The 24,413-nt window shown below is 60.5% G+C and carries 16 protein-coding genes; 6 read left to right on the top strand and 10 right to left on the bottom strand.

Annotated features, from left to right (window positions below):
• Positions 1-72: 72 nt before the first annotated feature.
• The 3 genes from BGIM_RS0118720 to BGIM_RS0118710 form a co-directional block, all read right to left on the bottom strand.
• The gene (locus BGIM_RS0118720; RefSeq protein ID WP_020471264.1) at positions 73-7,569 is read right to left on the bottom strand and encodes an Ig-like domain repeat protein; all 7,497 of its coding nucleotides are present in this window, start codon (positions 7,567-7,569) and stop codon (positions 73-75) included.
• Positions 7,570-8,021: 452 nt separating this feature from the next.
• The gene (locus BGIM_RS0118715; protein ID WP_029630171.1) at positions 8,022-8,927 is read right to left on the bottom strand and encodes a sugar phosphate isomerase/epimerase family protein; all 906 of its coding nucleotides are present in this window, start codon (positions 8,925-8,927) and stop codon (positions 8,022-8,024) included.
• Between the two features lie 21 nt (positions 8,928-8,948).
• On the bottom strand, positions 8,949-9,722 hold the full coding sequence (locus tag BGIM_RS0118710; RefSeq protein WP_020471262.1) for a hypothetical protein: 774 nt from the start codon (positions 9,720-9,722) through the stop codon (positions 8,949-8,951).
• A 97-nt stretch (positions 9,723-9,819) separates the two neighbouring features.
• On the opposite strand from BGIM_RS0118710, the gene trpS reads away from it, so the two are divergent.
• Positions 9,820-10,860: a tryptophan--tRNA ligase gene (trpS, locus tag BGIM_RS0118705; protein ID WP_020471261.1), complete on the top strand. Its 1,041-nt coding sequence runs from the start codon at positions 9,820-9,822 to the stop codon at positions 10,858-10,860.
• A gap of 7 nt (positions 10,861-10,867) precedes the next feature.
• Here the strand turns inward: trpS and BGIM_RS0118700 are convergent, their stop codons facing one another.
• The 4 genes from BGIM_RS0118700 to BGIM_RS0118685 form a co-directional block, all read right to left on the bottom strand.
• On the bottom strand, positions 10,868-12,337 hold the full coding sequence (locus tag BGIM_RS0118700) for a M81 family metallopeptidase (RefSeq protein ID WP_020471260.1): 1,470 nt from the start codon (positions 12,335-12,337) through the stop codon (positions 10,868-10,870).
• A 144-nt stretch (positions 12,338-12,481) separates the two neighbouring features.
• Positions 12,482-13,108 (bottom strand): hypothetical protein, encoded by a 627-nt coding sequence (locus tag BGIM_RS0118695; RefSeq protein ID WP_020471259.1) that lies wholly within the window; start codon positions 13,106-13,108, stop codon positions 12,482-12,484.
• A gap of 41 nt (positions 13,109-13,149) precedes the next feature.
• Positions 13,150-14,808, bottom strand: a complete 1,659-nt coding sequence (locus BGIM_RS0118690; protein WP_020471258.1) for a hypothetical protein — start codon at positions 14,806-14,808, stop codon at positions 13,150-13,152.
• Entirely contained in the window at positions 14,805-15,680 is an 876-nt protein-coding gene (locus BGIM_RS0118685; protein WP_157369206.1) for a DUF1559 family PulG-like putative transporter, read from the bottom strand. Before BGIM_RS0118685 ends, BGIM_RS0118690 begins: the two co-directional genes overlap by 4 nt.
• A 103-nt stretch (positions 15,681-15,783) precedes the next feature.
• Between BGIM_RS0118685 and BGIM_RS0118680 the strand changes: the two genes are divergently transcribed.
• Together BGIM_RS0118680 and BGIM_RS0118675 are read left to right on the top strand one after the other, a co-directional pair.
• On the top strand, positions 15,784-16,761 hold the full coding sequence (locus tag BGIM_RS0118680; protein WP_162136266.1) for a M28 family peptidase: 978 nt from the start codon (positions 15,784-15,786) through the stop codon (positions 16,759-16,761).
• Positions 16,762-16,948: 187 nt separating this feature from the next.
• Positions 16,949-17,455 (top strand): hypothetical protein, encoded by a 507-nt coding sequence (locus tag BGIM_RS0118675; protein ID WP_020471255.1) that lies wholly within the window; start codon positions 16,949-16,951, stop codon positions 17,453-17,455.
• Here BGIM_RS0118675 and BGIM_RS0118670 read toward each other — a convergent pair.
• From BGIM_RS0118670 to BGIM_RS0118660, 3 genes are all read right to left on the bottom strand, one after another.
• Positions 17,418-18,176 carry a CDP-alcohol phosphatidyltransferase family protein gene (locus tag BGIM_RS0118670; protein ID WP_020471254.1) on the bottom strand — a complete coding sequence of 253 codons (759 nt, stop codon included), beginning with the start codon at positions 18,174-18,176 and terminating at the stop codon, positions 17,418-17,420. The genes BGIM_RS0118675 and BGIM_RS0118670 overlap by 38 nt on opposite strands.
• The gene (locus tag BGIM_RS51170; protein ID WP_020471253.1) at positions 18,173-19,615 is read right to left on the bottom strand and encodes an APC family permease; all 1,443 of its coding nucleotides are present in this window, start codon (positions 19,613-19,615) and stop codon (positions 18,173-18,175) included. The genes BGIM_RS0118670 and BGIM_RS51170 overlap by 4 nt, the downstream gene beginning before the upstream one ends.
• A gap of 105 nt (positions 19,616-19,720) precedes the next feature.
• Positions 19,721-20,500: a dienelactone hydrolase family protein gene (locus BGIM_RS0118660; protein WP_020471252.1), complete on the bottom strand. Its 780-nt coding sequence runs from the start codon at positions 20,498-20,500 to the stop codon at positions 19,721-19,723.
• Between the two features lie 353 nt (positions 20,501-20,853).
• On the opposite strand from BGIM_RS0118660, the gene BGIM_RS0118655 reads away from it, so the two are divergent.
• From BGIM_RS0118655 to glgC, 3 genes are all read left to right on the top strand, one after another.
• Positions 20,854-22,062, top strand: a complete 1,209-nt coding sequence (locus BGIM_RS0118655; protein ID WP_020471251.1) for a PQQ-binding-like beta-propeller repeat protein — start codon at positions 20,854-20,856, stop codon at positions 22,060-22,062.
• 91 nt (positions 22,063-22,153) lie between these two features.
• Positions 22,154-23,092, top strand: coding sequence for a UDP-glucuronic acid decarboxylase family protein (locus BGIM_RS0118650; protein WP_020471250.1), 939 nt, complete (start codon positions 22,154-22,156; stop codon positions 23,090-23,092).
• Positions 23,093-23,155: 63 nt separating this feature from the next.
• Positions 23,156-24,400 (top strand): glucose-1-phosphate adenylyltransferase, encoded by a 1,245-nt coding sequence (gene glgC, locus BGIM_RS0118645; protein ID WP_020471249.1) that lies wholly within the window; start codon positions 23,156-23,158, stop codon positions 24,398-24,400.
• Positions 24,401-24,413 lie beyond the last annotated feature (13 nt).

Raw genomic sequence — 24,413 nt, 5'->3', positions numbered from 1 at the left:
GGGCCTTTCACCTTGGGGTGAAAGGCCCGCCTCGTTTCAAGGGATGATTCCCCTCACGTCAAATCGATTCGATCACAGCGTGTTCAACGTCGGGGTTTGGTCGCCAACGTTCACGTTGAGGGTTTCCACAGCCGTGCTGAAGAACTTCGCGTTGGCGGCCGAGGTGGTGCTGACCTTGCCGGTCAGGGCCCCGTTGAACGAGTCCCAAGCCTTGTAGCTCAGAGCGGCGGTGCCTGCGAAGCCCACGGCCGGGATGAACCGGAGGGAGGCCGTCGCCGGCAGCAGCAAAGCCGACGTCAGGGAGACGCCGGTGATGGCCGTGCCCAGCCCGCCTGCGAAGTTGTTGAGGCTGTATTCCCAAGTTCCCGTGCCGGTCAGCCCCGTCACGGCGATGCCGAGCGTCTCGGTTTCGGGGCTGCTGGCCGCTCCGGTCAGCAAACCAATCACCGCTTCGCTCACACCGGCGCCCACTGTTTGAAGCGGAGTCGTGTCCAGCGTCGGGGCGTCGAACACACTCTTGATGATGATCTTCGAGGTCACGGCATTGGCGCTGAAAGCATTCAGGAAGGGGTTCAGCGTGTCCGTCTTCTCGCCGGCCGATCCCGCGGTTTGATCCCAAGCCTTGTAGCTGATCGTCGGCTCATTGCCGGTCAGCGTTGTGAAGTCGGGGCCGCTGAACTTGTCTTTCGCGGGCACGAACCGGATTTTGGCCGTGTCGGGCAGCAGCAGGGCCGTCGTGTTGCTCACGCCGGTGATGGCCACCCATGTTTTGCCGACATCGAGACTGTATTGCCATTCGCCAACCGTCGGGGCCGTCGTCGCGGTGATGGCGATGCCCTTCTTGCTGCCCACGGTGTCGCCGAAGTTCTTCCCAAGAACTTTGAGCACGGTGTCGCCGGTGTTGAAAGCCGGGTCTTCCAGCAAGTTGGTCAACGGTCCCGCCACCGTGAGCGTCGGAGCGGTGTTGCCCACTTCGATGGTCAGCGTCTCTTTCGCCACACTGAGGGCGTCGATCTTCGCCTTCACGGTCGCCGAACCGCTGGACATGTCCCACGCCTGATAGGTCAGCGAGGCCAGACCGCTCTTGTTGGCATCGCCAATGAACTTCAGGGTCGCCAACGGCGACAGCAATGCCGGGAACTTCGTCAGAGGCGCGAAATTCAGCGGATTGCCATCCAGGCTGACATACCACTTGCCCGGACCGGTCGCCGCCGAGACGGAGATGCCAATGTTAACGGCAAGAGTTTCCACATCGGACACCGCGCCGACCGTCAGCGCCAACACAGGGATCGGAAGCGACGTTTGCCCCATGCCGATGGCCGGGAGGAATTTCACCCCGGTGTTGTCCAACACCGGCGAATCGTTCACCGATGTGACGTTCAGGGTTCCCGTGCCGATGGCCAGGCCAAAGGAATGTGTCGCCGTCACCGTCGAATCGAGGAGATCCCCGGATGCGCCGGTCGTGCCGTCCCATGCTTTGAAGCTGATGGTCGGCATGTTGACGGCCGACATCCCGAAGAAGTTGGCATTGGGCACGAACCGCAATTTGGCGGTGTCGGCCAGCGCCAGCGAACTGGTGACAGTCACCGTCCCCACGCCAAACCAGCTGGCGCCGTCCAGCGTGTACTGCCATTGGCCGTTGGTGTTGTCAACGGTGGTCAGGACGATGCCCTTTTTGTCTGTCGGGTTGTCATCGTTCATCATGGTGGCGGTGACGATGCTCTTGACCGTCACGCCGGGGTTGATCGTCGGGTCTTCCGTGATCGACCCAAGGCTGATGGAGGGAATGCCAAGCGTCGGGGCGGTGTTGCCGCCAACCGGGGCGATGTACAACGACAGCGTTTCCGTGGCCGACCCGAAGGCCGTTCCGGAGGCGTTCGCCACGCTTCCGGCAACAGCCGGGAGCGTCGTCGCATTCCAAGCCCGGTAAGTCAGCGTCGCCACCCCCGTAAAGCCGGGAGTCGGCACAAAACTCAGCGTCGCATCGGCGGGCAACAACACGGCCGACGCGAGCGTGGCCTTCAGCGTCACCGCCGGGCCGGCGCCGATCGTGTATTTCCAGGTTCCCCCGCTCGTTCCGGTCACGGCGATGCCGACCACGTCGCCCGGCAACACATCCGTGACCGATCCGTCCAGCAGAGTGCCCACGAGGACCGTCGAGGCGGCGGTCTCCAACGAATGCGTGACGGTGGTTTGCAGCGTCGGCCGGGCGTTCACCCGCACCACCGCTGTTTGCTCGGCTTCGCTGAACGCGGAACCCGTCACCGTCGCCAGTTCGCCGACCTTGCCCACCGTCTGATCCCAGGCTCGGTAGTTGAGCGTTGCCTCGCCGGCAAAACCGGCGTTCGGCAGGAACCGGATTCGCGAGGCCGACCCGAAGAGCATGGCCGAGGATTCGCTCACGGCGGGGATGTCAACCCACTTGGCCCCGACCTGATACTGCCACTTGCCGTTCGTGTTGTCGACGCCCGTCACCGCGAGTCCCAACACGTTCTTTTTGTCCAAATCAGTGGCCAGCGTGCCCAAGAGAGAGCTGGCCTGGTTTCCGGCCGGATTCAGGTTGTCCTTGAGGATGCTGGTGAACTGCGGCCGCCCGTTGATGTCGATCGACGGAACCGTGTTGCCGACCGCCACCGTGGCGATTTCCGTCGCCTCGCTATAAGCGTTGGTGGCAGTCGTGTCCCCGAATGACGGGGTGATTCCGGTGGTGCCGGTGTCCGAGGTGGTGTCCCAAGCCGTGTAATTCAGCGAGGCGAACCCGTTGAAGCCCGCAATCGTCACCGTGCTCCGGCCGCTCGCGGTGACGGTGGTGGCTTGGGGCACAAACCGCACTTGGTTCTGGGGCAAATCGGCAAGCAACAGAGCATGGGTCGGGCTGACGTCAGCGATGGTGGTCCAGGTCACGCCGCTGTTCGTGCTGAACTCCCAATGCCCCGTGGCGGTTGACGACGGAGCGGCGGTGATGGCAATCCCCTTCACCGAGCCAAGGTCCGGATCGATGACGTTCGCCGTCAGTTTGGAGACCGGGGCGCCATTGATGACCTTGGCTCCGGCCGGAAGAATCTCGACGATCACCACCGGTTCCGTGTTGATGACCGGCCGGGTGTTCTCAAGGATCGTCAGTGTTCCGCCCACGAAATGGAACTGATAATTCAACGAGGAAAGGCTTCCGGCGGAGACGGTGATCGGATACGGGCTGCCCGCGGCCGAACTGGTCTGGGTGGCCTCCGTGCTCAACTCGGGAGCACCGATCACATCGCTCGTGGCCATGTTTTCGCCGTTCTTAAACCCGGTGATCGAAGCCGTCAGGGTCGGGTTGGGCGAGCCGTATGCCCGAATCTGGTTGTCAGCCGTGACAGTGAGCGTCGCCTGGTCGACGGTCTGCTCAAACGGCGTGATCGTCGTGGTCGGCACATAATTCATGTTCGACGGCATGAAATTGGCGGTGATGTTGTGGGGAGTGGCCGAGGCATGAAGTTGCGATGTCGAGAGCGTCGCCGTGCCGGTGAGGTCAAGAAATTCCATGCCAATGGGCATGCCATTGTCGAAGAACATGACCGATCCGCTCGGGGTGCCGCCCCCCGGCGCGACGGCGGCGACCGAGGCGGTGAAGGTGACCATGTCGCCGTAAAAACTCTCGGGAGTCTCGCTGCTGACATTAATCATCGTGGCGGCGGGAATCACCATTTGGGGCAGGGGCGTCGATGTGCTGGAGTCCGAGAATTCCTGGCCCGAATACGTGGCCGTGAAATTGTGAAGCCCCGGCGACAAATTCGAGATGGTGAACGTCGCGGCACCATCGCTCAATGAATTGCTCCCGAGGGGAGTCATCCCGTCAAAGAAAGTGACCGTTCCAGAGGGGGTGACCCCGTCCTCGGAGACGATCGCGGTCAGGGTGACCGACTGGCCGAAAAACGACGGGTTGGCGCTCGACATCAGGGTGGTGGTCGTCGCCGGGCTCATCGCCTTCAGAGTCACGTCGTTGCCGTTGCCTCCGACGTAGCTGATCTGGAACAGTTGACCATCGGCGAAAAACAAGGCCCCTTCGGGCAAGTCGTGGAACGTGCCGCCGACCGCGCCGGGGGTGATGTTGTTGATAATGGTGAACGTTGTGCCAATGGTGGGTGAGTAGCCCAGGTTGATTGACAGGGTCGCATCGTAAAGGTAAACGCCGCCGGTCGCTTGAATCTGGTCATAGTCGTCGCCGGCGATCGGACCGTTGATGTCAATGCTGACGATTGACCCGCCCGTTGTGTTGAAGGGTCCGGTGCTCAGGACGCCCGTCGTCACGCCGGGGGCGACCGTGCCGCCGCTCATGACGACCGGCATGGCGATGCTCCCCGTGCCTCCCAAGACCGTCCCGCTATTGACGGTCACGCCGACACCGGCGGTGAAATCGCCGTTGACCAGCAAAGTTCCCTCGTTGATGCTCGTGATCCCGGTATAGCTACCGACGCCTGAAAGGGTCAGCGTCCCGACGCCGGACTTGGCGAGACTGCGGAACGAACCCGTTTGGCTGATGTTTCCGGCCAGCAGCAAGGACGACTCGTCGGCCACATCGACATCAGTGTCGGCCTGCATCGTGATCGCGCCGAGCAACTCATTGTCCCCATCAAGGCTGCCGATTTCCGCGCCCGCGCCGCTCGTCGTCACGCTCTTCGTCGCCGGGATCGTAATCCCGCCGGTGAGTTCGAGCGAGGCGCCGCTCTGGATGGTGACGGTTGACGACGAGGCGGTATCGCCGAGCGAACCGGCATTCGTGGCCCGGAGAAAGCCCGAGTGGACGGTCACATTCCCGTCAAACAAATTGTTGCCGCCGAGGATCGTCAGGCCGTTGACGCCGTTGACCACGTCAATGCCGAAAGGATCACCGTCGTTGTCAATCTCGCTGTTGATGATCAGGGTCGATGCATCGGCGGCGCCGATGCTGATCGAGCCGGTCATGTTGATGCCGCCCGTCAGGGTGGCGTCGCCCGAGATGACTTGGAAGAGGCTGCCGCCGCCGTCGCCGACACCGGCGCCGGTCACGTTGGTGAAGTTCTCGGCGACGTTCAGGCCCAGGCCGCTGAAGTAAACCCCCGCCCCGTTGGCGATGGTGGTGGGGCCGGCCGTCGTGCCCAAGGCCCCGCTGTTCTCAACCAAGATGGCCCCGGCGTTGACGGCCGTGGTCCCCGCATAGTCATTCGTGTTCGAGAGGGCCAGCGTGCCCGCGCCGGTCTTGGTGATCCCGCCGTTCGTGACCTTCGAACTGATGGCGAGGTCTTCGGGGACCAAGGAGTTGTCCGCGACATTGATGGGGAAGTTCGCGGAGCCGTTGAGGTTGAGCGTGCCGCCCGAAATGGAGGAGGAGACGTTGTTTGACGGCGAGTTCGAGGTCAGGCTGTTGACAACGGTGAGCGCCGCCGCCGTGCCGATGTTCACGCTGCCTCCCTGAAGAGTCAGAGAGTTGACCGATTCGTTGGAAGCGCCGAGGTCGAACAAGCCGCCTTCATTGACGGTCACGTCCGAGCTGTCGGGGATTTGGTTCGGGGCCAAAAGCTTGACAGAGTCCGCCGTGCCCGAATGATCGCCAATGACAAGATCGCCCGCGAAGGCGTTGAGACCATCAGGCTTGTCAAGTTCGAGAACGCCGTCGTTGACCGTGGTGAGGCCGGTGTATGTGTTGGCGCCGGGCCCGCTGTAACGCAGGGTGCCGCCACCGGTCTTGGTCACACCGAATCCGGCGCCGGCGATGCTGGAGGTCATGTCGAGAGTGCCGCCTTCGGCAATGTCGAATGTTTGATTCGCCGTCAGCGTCGTCGTGTCCACTCCAAACGACGCAGTGCCACTCGTGTAGGTAGTCGTTATTCCGTTCTGAAGTTTCAGCGATTGAGCATAGATGTCGTAACCGGGACTGTCGATGGTCACCGAGTAGAAGCTGGTACCGGGGGCGAAATCGTTGAGGCTCTCATTCCGAACAGCACCGGCCGGGAAGTCCAATGCCGAACCGGGAGTCGGCGCGACGCCGCCGACCCAGTTGTCTGGATCGCTCCATCCGCGGCTGTTGTCATCGGCTCCGGACCAAGTGTATGTCGGGATGTTGACGGCGGTGACGGTCAGAATAATTCCCGAATTGAAGTAGCCGACCGAAAACGTCACCGGGCCGGACGTGAAGCTGGCGAACTGGCTGATGCCGTTGAATCGCCCGGTAATCGGGCTGCCATATGCCTGGGAGACGATCTGGAAACTGGTGTTCACCTGCGGTATGTATCCGAGGCTGACGTCCAGGGTCGCGCCGTTCGGGTTGAAAAGGGCGGATGCGTTGGTGAGCCTCAGTTGATCGTAGCCTGTGCCGACGGTTGACCCGTTGAGGTCAACATGGAAGGTCGAGCTAGAGGGGAGGGTCAGTCCCGTCCCGTTCGCATAGGTCAAGATTCCGGTTCCGGCTTGGCCCACCGTCCCCGGATCAATGGTCGAGGCGGCGGTCGAAACGATCCCCTCTCCGTTGATCGTGCCCGACCCGCTTAAGGTGCCGCCCGCGAGAACCACCGCGCTCGTGATCGAGCCATCCACTTGCAGCACACCCGCATTGATCGTGGTGGCGCCGGCGTAAGAACTCTCGCCGGAGAAAACCGCGGTTCCCTGGCCGCTCTTGGTGACACTTCCATCCACGATGCCCGCGTTCACGCGGAAATCGACGGCCAGATCGGTATCGTCGGCGATGTCGAAGGTCACGTTGTCAGAGGCGAGGTCGAGCGAGCCGGGGCCGTTGATCGTCGAGGTGATGTTGTTATTCGTCGCATTGACGGTGATGCTTGTGAGAACGCTGATCGTGCCGCCGGCGCCTGTTTGAACTGTCGCCCCTTGCATCACCAAGTTGCTGAACTGGTCACTAGCCCCGTTAAAATCGAGGGTGGCTCCCTCGTTCAGGGTCACCGTGGCCGTGTCGGCGATTTCGTTGCTCGCGTAATACTGCACGAGCTTGCCGGCGCCGACGACCAAATCTCCGGGAACGACAATGTGCGCGCTGGCGAACAGGAGCGCGCCGTCATTGACCGTGGTGGCGCCGGTGTAGGTGTTGTCGAGGTAATTGTTCAGCAGCGCGAGCCTTCCCCCGCCGGTCTTGGTGAGGCCGAAACTGCCAGAGATGGCCCCGTAGTAGTCCAGTTCTCCCCCCGTGGCGACATCAAAGTTCTGTGTCCCCGTCAGGTTGACATTGATGTTCATGTTCACGTTGTTGCCGGCCGTGACCACGAAGCCATTCGAGAGGTCGATGTCGTTGCCGTTCAGGTCATATCCGGCCCCGCTGACAGTGATGGAGTCAAAGCTCGTCGAGGGCAGCAGGTTGTTGTTGTTGGTCAACCGGGCGGCCCCGGCGGGAAACACCAAGTCATCATTCGGGACGGGCGCTGTCCCGCCGTCCCAATTCGCCCCGGTGGTCCAATTGTTGTCGCCGCCGAGGCCGCTCCACGTCAAGGTTGCTGGAACCTCGCGGGCTTCCAGTTGTGAAACCTGAAGTTGAGTCAATTTGACACGGCGAGAAACGGAAGGCTTCGGAGAGGTGCGGAGCAGGGCGTTGAACCAGTTCATGGTAACTTTCGTTTGGGCGTGTCGGGCCACGCCTAGGGGGGAGCAACGAGGTAAATAATCGTGTCGCAATGGCACGCTCACGGCGCTCATCACGAGTTCAGTGGGACAAACCTAGCTTGTGTGCGTTTTTCAAACGGGCATGAAATCAGGCAAGATTGGGTAATCTGGGAGAGTTTCTACCGTCAGACATGAAATTTTCTGAGACTTGATGCGGTGATGTTTCCAGCAGATGCGCGAGAAAGGCGTATTTTTTGAGGATCGGCGTTGACGGGCCATCAATACGTCACCCTTGAATCAATTTTTGCCGATAAAATCGCTTATTAAAATGAATATCAAACAAATGAGACTGGCGGTTGTCTGAATGGTAGAACCATTGCCTCCGGTTTGTCGAAGTCGGCGGGCGGTCACGGTTTCACCGGGAGTCGCCAGCCTGACAAGCGATTAAGAGATGCTCACATGAACTGTTCCAAATATCTCTTGCTCTGGGTCAATGCCCGTTTGCGGTTGCTGATGTCCCCTTCGTAAGCCCGGTCTTCCACTTCGATGCAGACGGCGCCGGTGTAGCCGGTATCACTGAGAGCGCTGAAAAACTGGCCCCAGTGAACATCGCCGAGGCCGGGGAGTTTCGGCGTGTGCCAGCCGAGTCCGAGGTTGCCGGTTTCGTACAAGCGGTCCATGTCCACGCGGGTGTCCTTGGCGTGGACATGGACGAAGTGCTTGCCGAATTCGCGGATGGCCTTCACGTAGTCGATCTGTTGGAAGATCAGGTGTGAGGGATCGAAGTTCAGGCCGAGCGTGCCATCGGGGAATTCGTTGAAGAGTTTTCGCCACACCGCCGGGCTGACAGCCAGGTTTTTGCCCCCCGGCCATTCGTCCTTGCTGAAGAGCATCGGGCAGTTTTCGATGCCGATCTTTACCCCGGCCTTTTTGGCTTCCGCGATGATCTCCGGCCACACTTCTTGAACCAGCGGCCAGTTCTCGTCAATCGACTTGCGCCAGTCCCGGCCGATGAAGGTGTTGACGGCATGGACACCCAACAGTGGTGCCGCCCGGATGACGGCTTTCAGGTGATCGACCACCACCCGGCGGCCCTCCAAATCCGGGTCAAGCGGGTTCGGATAATAGCCCAGCCCGGAGATGGCGACGCCCTTTTTGGCCGCCAGTTCCTTGATGCCGTCAGCCTTGGCGGCATCCAGCGTGGTCACATCGACATGGGTGATCCCCGCATATCGGCGGCTCGACTGGCCGGGGGGCCAGCACATCAACTCGACACAGCCAAACCCCTCGTCGGCGGCGAAACTCAACACCTCTTCCAGCGTGAGGTCCGGCAAAATGGCGCTGACAAAACCCAGTTGCATCTTCATTTCCCCGTTTGGAAGTCATCGCGTGGCGGTGTACCACAATTTCCCCGCCTGCATCATCGCGTATTCCGGTTGCGGGATAGCCCCGCCTCCGGCGTATTCGGCGAGGCGAATCGCCTGATTGTCTGCCAGGCGTTTCAGGCCGTCGTGAAAGTCCCGGATAGTCAGCGTCGGGAACTTGTTTCGCAACGCGGCAAACAATTCCGGCAGGGGACAAGCCGCCGTCGCGCCCCCGGCTTTGCGGCGATCCAGATAGGCCAGCGCTTCCAAGCCCCACGGGATGACCGTTTGCAAGCTGGCCGCCAACTCCGGGGACACATCGGCCCGCCGCAGGGCCTCTTCGACCCGCATCGCCAGCGAATCGAGTTTCGCCATGTAAGCGGTCATTTCGGTGGTGATGTGGCTCGCCAGTTTTTCCAGCGATTTCAGCATCCCATCCTGCCACACCGGCACGCCGGAGGCTGCTTGACGCAACATGTCCCGCATTTCGCCCAGCACGGCCCGAGGCGAATCGTGATTGTAAAGGTATTCCGTTCCGGCCGGGGTGATGCGCACCCATTCGATGTCCGCGCCCCGTTCGGTTTCCGTGCGGGTATGTTCCAGCAAATTTTCCCGGAGGGCCAGCTCGGCCGCCTCGCCGGGAAGGCCGCCGCGACCGGCAAACAGGCCGTCGCGCTTGCCGACACGGAACAGCCGGTGTTCCTCGCCGTTCAGGGCGGCGCGCAGGCCGTCCAGCAGCAGGGCATCCCGTTTTTCCAGTTCCTTGTCGTCCGAGCCGGTTCGGCGATCCATGCCCGTGAACCTCTCATGCGTGGTCAGGTGTCGAATTGCGGGATACTGTATCCTGATTGTTGGTTTGAAACAACCTGAGCGGGGGTTCGGCGTCCGGATGAATGACAAGAAACCAAGACGCATCCTGAGCGGCGTCCAGCCCTCGGGCAAGCTTCACCTGGGCAACTACTTCGGCGCCATCCGGCAGCACATCGCCCTTCAAGACGAAGGGGATTGCTTCTATTTCATCGCCGATTATCACGCCCTGACGACCCTGAGAGACGCCGCCGAGCGAGAGGCCGAGGAGGCCAAGCGAAACGGCCGGGCCGCTCGATCCGTCGCGGATTTCCTGCGCGAAAACGTCTGGGACGTGGCGATCGACTACCTCGCCCTCGGGCTGGACCCGGCGAAAGCCGCGTTCTTCCGGCAAAGCGATGTTCCCGAGGTGACAGAACTGGCGTGGATTCTCTCCACCGTCACCGGCTTGGGTTTGCTGGAACGCGCCCACTCCTACAAGGACAAGACGGCCCGAGGCATTCAGGCGAGCGTGGGGTTGCTCACCTATCCGGTCCTGATGGCCGCCGACATTCTGATTTACCGTTCAAACCTCGTTCCGGTTGGCAAGGATCAGGTGCAGCACCTTGAAATGACCCGCGACATGGCCGGGTATTTCAACACCGCCTTCGGGAAGGAGATTTTCCCGCCACCGATGGAACGGCTGGACAATGTTCCCGTCGTCCCCGGCACGGACGGGCAGAAGATGAGCAAGAGCTATGGCAACACCATCGAAATCTTCGCGGAAGGCAAAGCTCTCAAGAAAGCGGTCATGGGAGTCGTGACCGATTCCGCGCCGATGGAAGCCCCGAAAAACCCGGACACTTGCAACGTGTTTAATCTGTTCAAACTGTTCGCCACCGAACAGGAACAAGCCGCGCTGGCCGAACGCTATCGGGCTGGCGGCATGGGCTATGGTGAAGCAAAGACGCAACTGCTGAACCAGATCGACGCCTATTTCGGCCCGTTCCGGGAAAAGCGAAAGCAACTCGCCGCCGACCCGGCCGGGGTGGAGGCGGTGTTGCAGGCCGGGGCCGCGAAAGCGCGAGCCGAGGCCCAAAAGACGATGGAACTGGTGCGAAAAGCGACCGGGTTGCGGAAGTAACCCCCGGTTACCCCATCGCATCCAACGGATAGATTGGCCGTGGCACCCGCTTGTAAGTGAACCGGGCCGGATTCACGGCCGTCACGCCGGGGGTGTCCACTTCGATCACCCGGCTGGCAATTGGCACATACGCGGCCTTGTAGGCGACGGCGGCTTTCACGACGATCAGATGAGCGGTTTCTGGTTTGAGTCCCAAACTGGTAAGTTGTCCGAGGCTGAACGGCGGGGTTTGCAGGGAGTCCATCACCAAAGTGCCGCCGCCATCGAGATCGACCACCACGGTCGGCCCCTGATCGTTGTGTCGTCGGCCGCCGTGGCGGGCTTCCGTTTCCACCCACAAGCCATCGTGAAGCGACCGCACGACACCGGATACTTCGACCGGGTCGCCGTGCATCTTGTCCACTTGGCCGCCGACCTTTCCGGTGAAGCGGCCGCCGATGCCGATCTTCCGACATTCCTCGACGGCCTTCGGGGCAAACAAGGCGACGATGAAACTCGGCGCCCGCTGCCGAAGCAATTCGGCCAGAATCACCGTGCCATCCCCGGCTGAGCCGCCGCCGATGTTGTCGCCGAGATCGACGAGAATCACCGGCCCCTTGGGGGTGGCCAAGCCCGCCTTCACGGCCTCTTCCGGGGTGGCGCAGGGAACATACAGTTCCCGCCGGACAGCCCACATGGCATCGGCCAGTTTCTCGGCGGCCGAACGGGCCAATTCCCGGTTCGCGTCGGCCACGGAGATAACGCTCGGCCCCATGCACGGCACATCTGAATAATAAAAGCCCCCCATCACGCTCGTGGAGAGCATCCCCAATTCCGCTTCTTCCCGCCGGGCCAGTTTCATCAATGAAATCATCGGCTCGCGGGTGGTGTCCTGCCCCAGAATGTTGGCGATCATCGGTCGCCGGGCGACGGCACACACTGGCTTGATCTCCCCGGCCAGCGTGCGGGCCATCAACCCGGCCGCCAGCAACCCGCAGGCGCGCTGGTCGATGTGCGGATAGGTTTGATAACCGATCAACGCATCCGCATACGCTGCCATTTCGGGTGTCACATTGGCATGAAAATCGAGCGTGGCGATTAGCGGTTTGTCCGGCCCCAGCGCCTCGCGGATGCGGCGAAGAACCTCTGTGTCCGGGCTGGCGAAACCGGCCGAGACCATCGCCCCGTGCAGGGCGATCAACACACCATCCGGATTCTCGGCCCGGATGTCGGCGGTGATTTTGGCGGTCACTTCTTCGACCACATCATCCGTCACCGGCCCGCACGGGACCGCCCACGCCATCACGGAGGGAACGGCCGTCAGTTTGTGCGTCTGGCACCCTTCGATAAACCCGCCAAACTCATGATGGGCCTCCCGCCACACCGGGAACATCGCCTCGCCGATGGTGAGGGAACCTTCGTCAAACCGCCGCCGATTCGCCGGCGTGGCCGCGAAGGTGTTCGACTCGTGCATGAACCCGGCTAGCAGGACGCGCATGGCATATCTCCGGTTTCGATGGCGATCTCGAAAGAGTGAAGAAAAGGCATCACCACAAAGACGCAAAGATCACACAAAGATTCACCGAGAAAACAAGTTTGACAAGCCTCCACTCATCTTCCGCCGGAAGGATTCCCTCACTGGTCAATCGCTTTTGGGCACCCTTCGTCGGCGCGGGCCGCTTTCGTCCCAGACCCACTCCACGCGGCGAGGGCCGTTCTCGTCCCAGATCCATTCTTCCGGGATTTTGTCGTCCGCCGCCACCCCGCGTTTCTCCTCCAAGGCGTTGACAAAGTCGCGGTGGACTTGGGTCAGTGTGATGAGATCGGGCGTGATGCGAATCGCCTTGATGACGGTGATATGGAAGAAGAGTACCAGTCCAAACCATGCCACCGAGGCGAACAAGGTTCCGGTGCAGAGATCCACGGAAGAATCCGGGTCATGCTTCACCTGTGGCGCGGCGAGATACCAGATAACGCCGACGAATAAAAACACGAACGTCATGGTGCTGATGGCGACCACCCGCGTCCGCGTGGCCCAGTGGGTGCGATGCCGGCGGCACACCGGGGCGTCAAGCGTCATCGCGCCAGACAGCGTCACGGCATCAACCAATGCTCCCCACACGCTCCAAAACGACAGGAAAAAGAGCCACGACGGGTAATACAGGAAGGTTTTCTCCACCGTGGTGACGGCCGGTTTGCCGCAGCGCATGCAGACAGAGGGCAGCAATTTCTTGCGACATTCCCGCGCCGTCAGAGTCACGTTGGCCATCTCGCAAGCCCTTCGTCAAAAAACGTATCGCGGCCTTTTCTTCAGTCCTTCAGAGCTTCCGGCAGCGGAAAATCGATCTCGCCCGAGGGGTTTGTGATCTCGAACACGAAGTACCGGCCGGCCCGATAGACGGGCTTTTGGTTCCACGGGTAAGTGGTGGCTCCCCACTTGGGGAACTCGGCCGGGATGCGGTCAATCGGGCCGGGGGGCGGGGACGGGGGAAAGCTTTCTTCCATGAGGTAGCCACAGGGGATCAGGTCGGCGACGACATAGCGGGCCGGGCTGGCGAATGTCTCGGCTTGGATCACCGGGAGCTTGCTGCGGAGCTTCATGGATGTGATGACGTGCATGAACCGCAATCCCGGCCGGATGTTCAGCCACAGATACAACGGATGCGTCGAATCATGCCAGCAAATCACGTCGCGGTCGCCGACGTTCTTTGATCGCAGAAATTCCTCTACTTGTTTCAAGTCGGCCCAATCCGGGGCGCAGTGGATGTCCTTGTAATAAGTAAGCTGATCTTTGAGTTCCATCGAATCGTCGGACCAGCACCGGCCCCAGAGCGCCAAACGTTTCGGGTCCAGGATCGGGTGATCCGGAACGACGATCCGATAGGTGCAGGGTTTAATCCTCTGGAATTGCTTCACCAGCGGCTCGTCCTTCGCATATTGGTTGACGGCGCTGCCGAGCAAACACCATGCGAGAAAAATCGGCCCGACGGGCACGCGATAACACGCCATCAAGGCAATCCCAAGAATCACCGGCGGGGTTTGGGAGTAATCAAATTGTTTCTGGATGATCGTGGCTTGCGCCAGCCAGCCGAGATACAAGGCGAACAACACGGTTCGCGCGGACGACTCCGGACGGCGGCGGAACAACGTCACCAGCCCCAACGGGATCGCCACATAAGTGAGCACGCTAAACGGGGCGAAGAACACCGGGGCGCTTCGCGACTGGTAATATACCTTCACCCACGACCAGTTGTAATACTCGCTGTTCCAATTGAGAAGAACATCCCACATCGGCCGCCAAGTGCCGGTGGCGACGAGCCACGTTGAACCGGCGATCCCGGCCAGCAAGCCACCCAAGACCACCCCGGCGGTGGAACGAAGCATTTGCCGGACGGGGACATATTTCCACGACACCAGCCAGACAAACAACGCCGGAACCAGCACATGCGGCTTGATCCAGACGGCCGCCCCCCAGAGGATTCCTTCGACGATGGCCCGGCCGATTCCGCCCGGATTGTTGATCTGGCGATGGCGAAACCACGCGGCCCAAGTGGCGGGCAATAACATCCAGCTATCACGCTGGACGTGGATGTATTCCGTTTCAAACAGGTAGAACAGGGCCAAGGCAAGGGCGAGCCAGAGACGTTGGGCCACCGTGCATCCGTGTTCGCGGGCAAACCGCGAGAGCAGGAAAGTGACGGAAGCAAGCATCAACAAATCGGCCAGCCGGATGGCCTCGGAACTCCAGCCGATGACGGGCCGCAAAGTGGTGTGAATCCACGGCATCCCCGGCAAATTGGTTTCAAAAATATCCCGGTAATGCGTGCCGCCGTGCAGGATGTTCCAGGCGGCGACATCGTAATAAGAGACATCCACCCAGACGGGCAGACGCACAAACAGCGGCAGCCCCAACAGGAGCAGGGCGAACAGGAACAGACCGGCGAGCCACGGGGAGCGAATGAAGGTCACGGGGCATCGAACGGTTGCTCGTTCCGGCCGCCGGCGATGGTGAACATCGCTCGAAAAACGACCGGATCGATGGATTCGCGGAGGAACGAAACCGCCCCGTCCGCGAGGGAAACATACACACCGCCGGGGTGGCAGCCGCCAAACGCCCGGCCGTTGCCGACATGCGGCAGGTCGGTTTCGTCCAACCCCCGCAGAGTGGAAGGCCCTCCCCGGAGCCACGGGCCGATATCACGGGCGGTTTCAATGAACTGGGCCGTCTGATGCAAGCCGTCCGTGAAGGCATCCAGCGGAGTCGGGGAATCATAGCGATACGCCCCGGCTTTCCAACCGGCCGCCTCCCGGCTTAGGGAAGGAGTGTCCAGCCCCAGCCCGCCGATGGCCAGATAATTCGTGGGCTGGTCGATCCCGTCTTGCAGATCGCTCACCCGCGAGGGGCAGATGGCGGTGGTCAGTCGGAATCGGGCCACCGGCGCGTTGGCCTCCGAATCCCAAGCCCCGTTCATGTCGATGACCGGGAGAATCTCCCCCAACCCGCGCGGGGCGCGATGCTTCTTGGCCCCTTCTGGTTGAGGCAGGCCCGTGGTCAGCACGTTGAGGATTGACACATACCAACTCAGGCGTTGGTCCGGCGGCAACGTGTTGGAATAGATCGTCCCGGCCGGGAGTTCGTCCGTCGGCTGTTCCGGCAATCCGCGGTTGGGCATGGAGGCATGGCGCACGCCAAGGAGGCCGATATCCTTGAGATGATTCTGGCAGTTGATCCGCTCGCTGTTCAACCTGGCCCTCGCCACGAGCGGTATGACGATCCCCGCGATCATCAGCAGACCGCCGACCGCCAACGCCACACGAATGACCCGTCCCGTCCGCGACATGAGTACCTGCCCCGTTGAACCGGCCGTTCCGGGGAGAATCACCCCTCGCACCGGCATGGCTGTCCGGGTATGATATCCGCACAGCTTCGCGACGGGGAACGCAATGAGACAAAAGACATGGATGGCTGTATCGGCCGGCATCTTCGCCACGCTGGCGGGAGTTCTCGTGTTTCTTAACTTCGGCAACGCCAAACCGCCGGCCAAGAAAGACCCGACGGAGCCAGAGGCCCGCAAAGCCGGGGACTTCGACGGCGACCGGGCCATCAAATACCTCAAGGATCTCTGCGATCTCGGCCCGCGCATCAGCGGTTCGCCGGAGATGAAAAAACAACAGGAAATCATCAAAGCCCACTTCGAGAAGTGCGGCGCGACCGTCACTTTCCAAAAGTTTGAGGGCAAACAGCCGAGCCAGCGCTTTGCCGTGCCGATGGTCAACATCATCGTGAGCTGGAACCCGGAAATCGAAAAGCGGGTGATGATCTGCGGCCACTACGACACCCGGCCAATCGCCGACCAGGAAACCAACGTCCGCGACTGGACAAAGCCCTTCGTGAGCGCCAACGACGGCACCTCCACCGTGGCCTTCATGATGGAACTCGGCACCCACGTGAAGAACCTGAAGTGCAAATACGGTGTTGACTTTGTGATCTTCGACGGCGAAGAATTCGTCCACGAACGCAACAACGACAAATACTTCCTCGGCAGCGAATACTTCGCCGCCGAATACAAGAAGAACAAAACCAGCCCGCGATATTCCGCCGGGATTCTGCTCGACCTGTTCGCCGGAGCCGGAGCCGAATTCCCCTACGAGCCGTATTCGATGCTCCATGCCGGCCAACTGGTCGAAGACATCTGGAAGATCGCCGGCGAGGTTGGCGTGAAGAGTTTCATCAACCGGCAGGGCACGCAAGTTCTGGACGATCACATCGCCCTGAACAAAGTCGGCATCCCGTGCATTGACATCATCGACTTCGACTACCCCCAATGGCACCGCCTCGATGACCTCCCCGAAAAATGCTCCCCCGTGAGCATGGCCAACATGGCGAAGGTGTTAATGGCATGGCTGACGAGAATTGAGTGACCAATGACCAATGACCAATGACCAATGACCAAACCGATTATGTTTCGGTCGATTACGGGTAGGTGAACAAATCCTGATTGGTCATTAGTCATTGGTCATTGGTCATTGGTCATTGGTCATTCCCTCATCGGGCATTCATCAGTCGGTCCCTATATGTTCGCTTTTCCCCTCTGACGGCCATTCGCGTATGCTTGTCGCACTTCTGTTGTCGCTCGGCCTTTCCCTCATCGCCATCGTGGCTTTGCGGTTTCAGTTTCGCAATCTCGCCCGGCTCAAACGGCAGGCTTTTGCCAGCGACGACCGGGCGTATCTTCGCGCGCAATGTCGGCGGCGGATTCTCACCTCGGGGTTGTTGCTCGTCCTCGCGATGTTGCTGGCCGGGGCCTATGTCAGCGGCGGGCAACAGCGATTCGAGGCCATCGGCGAATTGTCGGAGCAAGACCCGCCCGCCACGCCGACGGATGACGACCGGGAATTCGTCAAATTATGGTCAATTTATTGGATCGTCACGCTCGGGGTGTTGTTCTTCGTGGTGTTGACGGCCGTGGTCGATTATGTGGCGGTCGCCATGTATGGCCGTAGTCAACTACGGCGAATCCAGGCCGAGCAGCGGGAATTGCTGGACCGCGATTTGGCGATGTATCGACAGGCGAAACTCAACGAGCGGATGAACCGCCGAAAACAAGGCGGTTGAGGGACAAAACCCACGCGGCCAGCAGATAGAATGCCGGGTACAGTGCGGCGACCCACACATTCCAACGATCCGTATCGGACCACTCCGAAGGCGGCTTCTCCCAAGTTTTCAGAAAGACAGCGAGCAGCAAACCGATCCAAGGCACGCTGAGCGCCAGCATCACCATGTTGAGCCGGCCCGGTTGGGTCGGATACGGGTATCGGCTCGGCACAAACGTCATGAAACTGAAGAAGCCGATGAAGAGAACGGCATGCCACCCGGTGATTGGCAACAGATAGCAATAGACGGCCACGATGTTCCAATACGACGGGAAGCCGACAAAACTGCCATCCGGCGTTTTGATGTTTGTCTGGCAGAAGCCGTAAGCGCTCGCCAACAGGGCGAGCAGCAGGAGCCAGCGAAAGCCCTCGGGCAGCATGCCGAACCGGTCAATCATCCAGAGCGGCAGACAGGTGTAGGTGAGAAAGTCGGTCAGGTCATCGAGGCGTCGGCCGTCAAACGAAGGGATGGTTTCCTTGATGCGCACCAGCTTGGCCAGCGTGCCGTCGGTGGCGTCAATCAGGGTGGCCAACAGCATCAGCAGGAAACACGACCGAACATCCTCCGGCGTCAATTCCGTCCGCATGAGAATCATGGCGATCCACGCGGCGACGAGCATTCCGCAGGCCGTGTAGAAATGGACCATCCAGCCGAAAACCACGCGGATCAGGGGCGGTTTCACAGCGTGATCCTCTTCTGTCTTGCGAAAATGATCCCCAACGCCAGCAGCAACGCCGTGAACAACGGGGCGGCATATTGTTGATGCCACTCGCTCCCGTACAAGCGTTCGCGGGGCCAGCCGATGTTGACAATCAACACCGCGCTCCAGATCACCGCCAGAATGTTCACCGGCAGCCCCCACCAACCGAGGAATGGCTCGCGCCAGTCAAGCGTTCCGGCCAGCCGGCCCCGCAACATTTGCATGTTGGTCATCAGATAAGCCAGATTCGCCCACACGATGCTAACGCATACAAGGGCGGTCATCACCTTTTCAAAGTTCATGTTCACCAGCAATAGCCCGCAACCGATGACGCCGACAAACAGGGCCGCCCGGTCGGGGGTTTTCCGCTCCGGGGAAACATGAGCCAGCCACGCGGAACCGGGAAGTGATTTGTCGCGGGCCATCGCGAAGATGATCCGGGCCGTGTTGGCCTGCACTGCCAGTGTGCAAATGAACACGGCGAACACCGCGCAGGCGAGGAACACCGTACCGAGCGTTTCCCCCAACACCGCCTTGATGAGATACGGCAGGCCACCGGCATCGCCAGACAACATCGCGTCCGTGAGATCCGGCGCCGACAACACGGCGGCCAATAGCAACAACATCCCCAAGACGGCGGCCGCCACCAAGGCTTGCAAGATGGCCCTCGGCGCCCGGCGTTTCGGATCGCGGGTTTCCTCGGCCAGCGTCCCGGCCGTGTCGAACCCGTACATCACATACGCGGCCATCACCGCCGCCGCGAGGAACGGGGTGAACGCGCCGAAACCATCTTCTTCAACCGCCGGGGGAATGACGAATGTTTCCCCGAGGCCGCGATGAATCCGTAGGGCGAGCAGCCCGATCAGAATCACGGCCGCACTGAGTTCAACGATGACGCCGATGTTCATGATCGCCGCCATCCACCGGGTTCCGGCCACGTTGATAAACGTGCTGACGGCAATCAGGATTGCGCCCAAAACCACCGCGTTCGCGGATGATGTTTCCAACAATTGAAAGCCCGGCCAGATGACCGGCAATGTGATGTTCAACGCCAGGGCCACCGCCGGGAGCGTGACCAGCAGCGAGGCCAGATAGACCCACCCGGTCATCCACCCGACGACCGGCGCCCCCGCCCGGCAGGACCACGCATACACCCCGCCGCAGAAGGGGTATTGCCGGGCCAGTTCCGCCAGACACAGGGCGACAAGGAATTGCCCCGCGAAAATCACCGGCCACGTCCACACCACCGCCGGCCCCGCTTCGCGGAAGCCGAGGAAGAAGTTTTGAACAATGCCGGTGAGAATCGACAGATACGAAAACCCGGCGGCAAAAGCCGTGAACCCGCCAATGGCCCGGAGAAACTGCGGCCGATACCCGGCCCGCAACAAGTCGCCATCGTCGGCCGATCGTGGTGGTTCCATCAAAACAGTTTCGGGTTTCTGCTTTCAGGTTTCTAGCTGAAAACGAGAAACGCCACAGGTTCCCCCGAGGAAACCGTGGCGAGAAAGCAGAACCGCCCGAATCAATCACTTCGCAAACACTTCCTTGAGCAACTTCTGCATCGCGGCCCACGATTTTTCATCAGCGTCGGCATTGTAGGCCATGCCTTTGATGTCTCTCTTCTCCGCGCCTTTCACGGTGAAACTGTGGAAGGCTCCGGGATAGGACACGAATTCCATCGGGACTTTTGCCCCTTGGAGTTTGGCCTTGAAGGCATCGATGGCGGCGGCCGGGATGAAGAAGTCGTCGCCTCCGTGGTTGACGAGGATCTTGGCCTTGATCGCCTTGGCCTCGGCATCCGTCGGCCCCGGCAGCGCGGCATGGAAGGTGACGACGGCCTTCAGATCGGCCCCGGTATAGGCGAGTTGCAGAGCCGTGGAGCCGCCGAAACAGTAGCCGATGGCGGCGATTTTCGTGGAATCGACTTGCGGCAGATCGGCCAGCGTCTTCAACCCGGCGGTCGCCCGGCCCTGCCACACTTTCACGTTTTTACGGGTGGCGTCGGACATTTCCTTGGCTTCCTTCGGATGTTCCGTCATCTTGCCTTCGCCGTACATATCGGGGCAAAAGGCGACGTAGCCGAGCTTGGCGAGCATCTCGGCCCGCATTTTGGCGTAGTCGTCCAGTCCCCACCATTCGTGGATGACCAGAACGCCCGGCCGCTTTTCCTTGATCGCGTCGTCATACGCAAGGAAACCCTTCAGCGTGGTCTCGGCGTACTTGTATTCAACCACTTGTGTCTTCACGGCGGCGAAAGCCGGGGTGACGGCAAACAGGGCCGCAAGCATCAATCCCGTGCGAAGCATGATGACAACCTCTCGTTGGCTGGGCGATGCGGGTAGGGTATGCTTCTGCCTGTGGAGTGGTTAGGGTTTAGGGTTTAGGGTTTGGGAGATAGGGTTTAGGGTTTAGGGTTTAGGGTTTGGCAGACAGGGCTTGGGTTTGGGGTTTGGAGTTAAGGTTTGGGATTATGGCAAAACGAGAATGACACGCTCAAATGCTTGTTTTCTAAATCCTAAACCCTAAACTCCAAACCCTATCTAACGAGAATGACACGTCCAAACGCTTATTTTCTAAACCCTAAACCCTAAACCCTAAACCCTATCTCCTGACTACAATCTTCCTAAAGCGATACGTCCCGTCTCTTGGAGATTTTCGCATGAAGCCCCTCTTGGTGTTGCTGCTTGGCGCTTCCGTGGCTGTGGCCGGGGATTGGCCGCAATGGCTTGGGCCGAACCGCGATGGCGTTTCCACCGAATCGGTCACCCCGTGGAAGGAACCGCTCAAGCCGCTTTGGAAGGTCAAAGTCGGCGAGGGGAATAGTTCCCCAGTCGTCGTCGGCAACCTAGTCTTCCTGCACACCAAGGTGGCCGGAAAGGACATGGAGAAGATCCAAGCCTTCGACGTGAAGACCGGCGACATGAAGTGGGCGCAAGTTTACGAGAAATTCCCGTTCGCCCCGAAGTTCGGCGAAGGCCCCCGCGCCACGCCGGTAGTCGCGGATGGCAAGGTGTACACTTTCGGCAACACCGGTACTCTTGCCTGTTGGGAGGCCGCGGACGGCAAGCCGGTTTGGAAGATCGAAACCCTCAAGGACGCGAAGAAGGACAACTTGTTCTTCGGCCTATCAGCTTCGCCGCTGGTCACGGACAAATTGGTGATCGTGCAAGGGGGCGGGAAAACCAGCAAGGGCGTGAAAGCCTATGACCGCCTCACGGGGAAGGAAGCGTGGACAGCCGGGGAAGATGCCGCCAGCTATGCGGCCCCCGTGTTTATCGACGGCGAAATCGTCGCCCTCACCGGGGCCAATCTCGTCGGTATTTCCCTGGACGGGAAGGTAAAGTGGAAGGTTCCCTTCATGGACGCGCTGAACGAAAGCTCGACCACCCCGATCAAGTCGGGCGATCTGTATGTCGCCGGGTCCGTGACGGCCGGGTCCATCGGCATCAAGGTGGAAAAGGGTTCGGCGGAATCGAAGGTCGAGCAAGCTTGGAAGAATCCGAAGCTCACCTGCTATTTCTCCACGCCCGTGCCGGTGAGCAAGGAACACCTGTACGTCGTGACCGGGAGCATCGCCAATCCGTCGGTCACCCTTCGGTGCGTGGAGACGGCCACCGGCAAAGAAGTGTGGAACAAGACAAAGGTCGGCAAGTATCACGCGGCCCTGCTGAAAATGGCCGACGGCAATCTGCTGATGCACGCGGACAACGGCCAGTTGACCCTGCTGAAGCCGAACGCCAAGGAATACGAAGAGGTGTGCACGTCCCCCGTGTGCGGGCCGACGTGGGCGCATCCCGCGCTCGCCAACGGGGTTCTGTTCGTGCGGGACGACAAGGAACTCATCGCGATATCGCTGCCGGGAAAGTAAAAGGGTCGTAAGACAGGCTGTGAGCCATGAGCGAAACTCGACCGACCGGCATCTTACTTATTTCGGCTCATCGCCAAAACAGGGGAATTGTGTGCGAACGTTAATCAGCGGCGGGGCGGGGTTCATTGGCTCGCATTTGTGCGAACGGTTCTTGAAGGACGGGCACGAAGTCATCGCGGTTGATAACTTCATCACCGGAAGCCTGGAGAACCTCGACCTTCTTCGGCAGAACCCGAAGTTCTCCTTCATTGGTCACGATATCTCGCAACCGTTGCAGGTTTCCGGCCCCATCGACAACGTGTTGCACTTCGCCAGCCCGGCCAGCCCGGTTGATTATCTGAACTATCCGATCCAAACGCTGAAGGTCGGCTCGCTCGGCACACACGTCACCCTCGGGATTGCCAAGGAAAAGAACGCCCGCTATCTGCTCGCCAGCACCAGCGAAGTGTACGGCGACCCGCTGGAACACCCGCAAAAGGAAGAATATTGGGGCAACGTGAACCCCATCGGCCTGCGCGGCGTGTACGACGAGGCCAAGCGTTTCGCCGAGGCGATGACGATGGGCTATTGCCGCTACCACGGCGTGAACACCCACATCATCCGCATCTTCAACACCTACGGCGAACGGATGCGGCTGGACGACGGCCGCGTGCTGCCAAACTTCATGGGGCAGGCCCTCCGGGGCGAACCGCTGACCATCTACGGCGATGGCTCCCAGACCCGCAGTTTCTGCTATGTCTCCGACCTCGTGGAAGGCATCTGCCGGCTGTTGAAGACCGATTTCCATGAGCCGGTCAACCTCGGCAACCCGGCCGAAATCACCATCAAACAATTCGCGGACGAGATTTTGAAGCTTTCCGGCCGTTCCAATGATATCGTTTACAAGCCGCTTCCGCAGGACGATCCGAAGGTCCGCAAGCCGGACATCACACGGGCCAAGAATCTGCTGGGATGGGAACCGAAGATTGACCGCGACGCGGGTTTGCGACAGACGATGGAGTTCTTTAAAAAGAAACTGGGCAAGAGTTGAGCGGCCGGTCAAAGGTTGTCTGACCTCTCAACAACTTTCTGACCGTGCCTGTTGAGGAATGCAGTGCAAGACGTTCTGACCATCATCCTCGCCGGGGGGCGAGGCTCCCGCCTTGATCCATTGACCCGCCACCGCGCCAAGCCGGCCGTCCCCTTCGGCGGGTTGTATCGAATCATCGACTTCGCCCTATCCAACTGCCTCAACAGCGGCCTTCGCCGGGTGGTGCTGCTCACGCAGTACAAGGCCCGCAGCCTGGACCGGCACATCCGGCAGGGGTGGTCGTTTCTCAGCACCGAACTCGGCGAATATGTGGAAGTGCTGCCGCCGCAACAGCGGGCGACGGATCAGTGGTATCGCGGCACGGCCGACGCGATTTACCACAACATTTATTCGCTGGAAACCGAGAAGAAAGATCTGACGATCATCCTCGCCGGGGACCACATCTACAAGATGGACTACGGCGAGATGATCGCCGCCCACAAGAAGAACAACGCGGACATGACCGTGGGGTGCATCCCCATTCCCATTTCCGAAAGCGATCAATTCGGCGTGATGGAAGTGGACGCCAATTACCGCATCCAGTCGTTCCTTGAAAAGCCCGCCACTGCGAAGCCGATGCCCGGACGGACGGACCAGTGCCTCGGATCAATGGGCATTTATGTGTTCAACACGGAATGGTTGTTTGACCTGTTGATCGACGACCAGAACCGCGAAGGCTCCAGCCACGATTTCGGCAAGGACATCATCCCGTCCGTGATTTCCTCCCACCGGGTGATGGCCTTCCCCTTCCGCGACCGCAATCAGGCGGCGGTGGCTTACTGGCGGGATGTCGGCACCCTCGAAGCCTACTACCAGGCCAACATGGACCTGATCGAAGTGGTCCCCACGCTCAACCTATACGACCGAAGCTGGCCGATCCGCACGTTGCTGACGCAGGGGCCGCCCCCCAAGTTCGTCTTTAACGGGCCGGGCGAGCCGGGATTGGCCCGGCGCGGGGAAGCCATCGACAGTATGGTATGCCCCGGCACCATCATCTCCGGCGGACACGTCCGCCACAGCATCCTCTCCCCCAACGTGCGGGTGAACAGTTACGCCGTGGTGGAAGACTCGATTATCTTCGAGGGGGTGCGGGTCGGCCGTAACAGCCGGATTCGCAACGCGATCATCGACAAAGAAGTGGACATCCCCGAAGGCACCCGCATCGGCTACGATCTGGAACTGGACCGCCGTCGCGGCTTCATGGTCACCGACAGCGGTTTGGTGGTGATCGCCAAGGGCGAACCGACCAGCACGTTTTTGCGGGGATGATGCGGTTCTGATG

This window comes from Zavarzinella formosa DSM 19928 (assembly GCF_000255705.1).
GTDB lineage: Bacteria > Planctomycetota > Planctomycetia > Gemmatales > Gemmataceae > Zavarzinella > Zavarzinella formosa.
The sequence above is the reverse complement of the archived record's forward strand: the minus strand, read 5'-3'. Positions and strand labels throughout refer to the sequence as shown.

Excerpts from the sequence above, each read along its gene's own strand:
- BGIM_RS0118700 (WP_020471260.1), bottom strand. The coding sequence starts at position 12,337 with ATGCGCGTCCTGCTAGCCGGGTTCATGCACGAGTCGAACACCTTCGCG.
- BGIM_RS51170 (WP_020471253.1), bottom strand. The coding sequence starts at position 19,615 with ATGGAACCACCACGATCGGCCGACGATGGCGACTTGTTGCGGGCCGGG.
- BGIM_RS0118675 (WP_020471255.1), top strand. The coding sequence starts at position 16,949 with ATGCTTGTCGCACTTCTGTTGTCGCTCGGCCTTTCCCTCATCGCCATC.
- BGIM_RS0118695 (WP_020471259.1), bottom strand. The coding sequence starts at position 13,108 with ATGGCCAACGTGACTCTGACGGCGCGGGAATGTCGCAAGAAATTGCTG.
- BGIM_RS0118655 (WP_020471251.1), top strand. The coding sequence starts at position 20,854 with ATGAAGCCCCTCTTGGTGTTGCTGCTTGGCGCTTCCGTGGCTGTGGCC.
- BGIM_RS0118720 (WP_020471264.1), bottom strand. The coding sequence starts at position 7,569 with ATGAACTGGTTCAACGCCCTGCTCCGCACCTCTCCGAAGCCTTCCGTT.
- BGIM_RS0118685 (WP_157369206.1), bottom strand. The coding sequence starts at position 15,680 with ATGTCGCGGACGGGACGGGTCATTCGTGTGGCGTTGGCGGTCGGCGGT.
- BGIM_RS0118715 (WP_029630171.1), bottom strand. The coding sequence starts at position 8,927 with ATGCAACTGGGTTTTGTCAGCGCCATTTTGCCGGACCTCACGCTGGAA.
- BGIM_RS0118710 (WP_020471262.1), bottom strand. The coding sequence starts at position 9,722 with ATGGATCGCCGAACCGGCTCGGACGACAAGGAACTGGAAAAACGGGAT.
- BGIM_RS0118680 (WP_162136266.1), top strand. The coding sequence starts at position 15,784 with ATGAGACAAAAGACATGGATGGCTGTATCGGCCGGCATCTTCGCCACG.
- BGIM_RS0118660 (WP_020471252.1), bottom strand. The coding sequence starts at position 20,500 with ATGCTTCGCACGGGATTGATGCTTGCGGCCCTGTTTGCCGTCACCCCG.
- trpS (WP_020471261.1), top strand. The coding sequence starts at position 9,820 with ATGAATGACAAGAAACCAAGACGCATCCTGAGCGGCGTCCAGCCCTCG.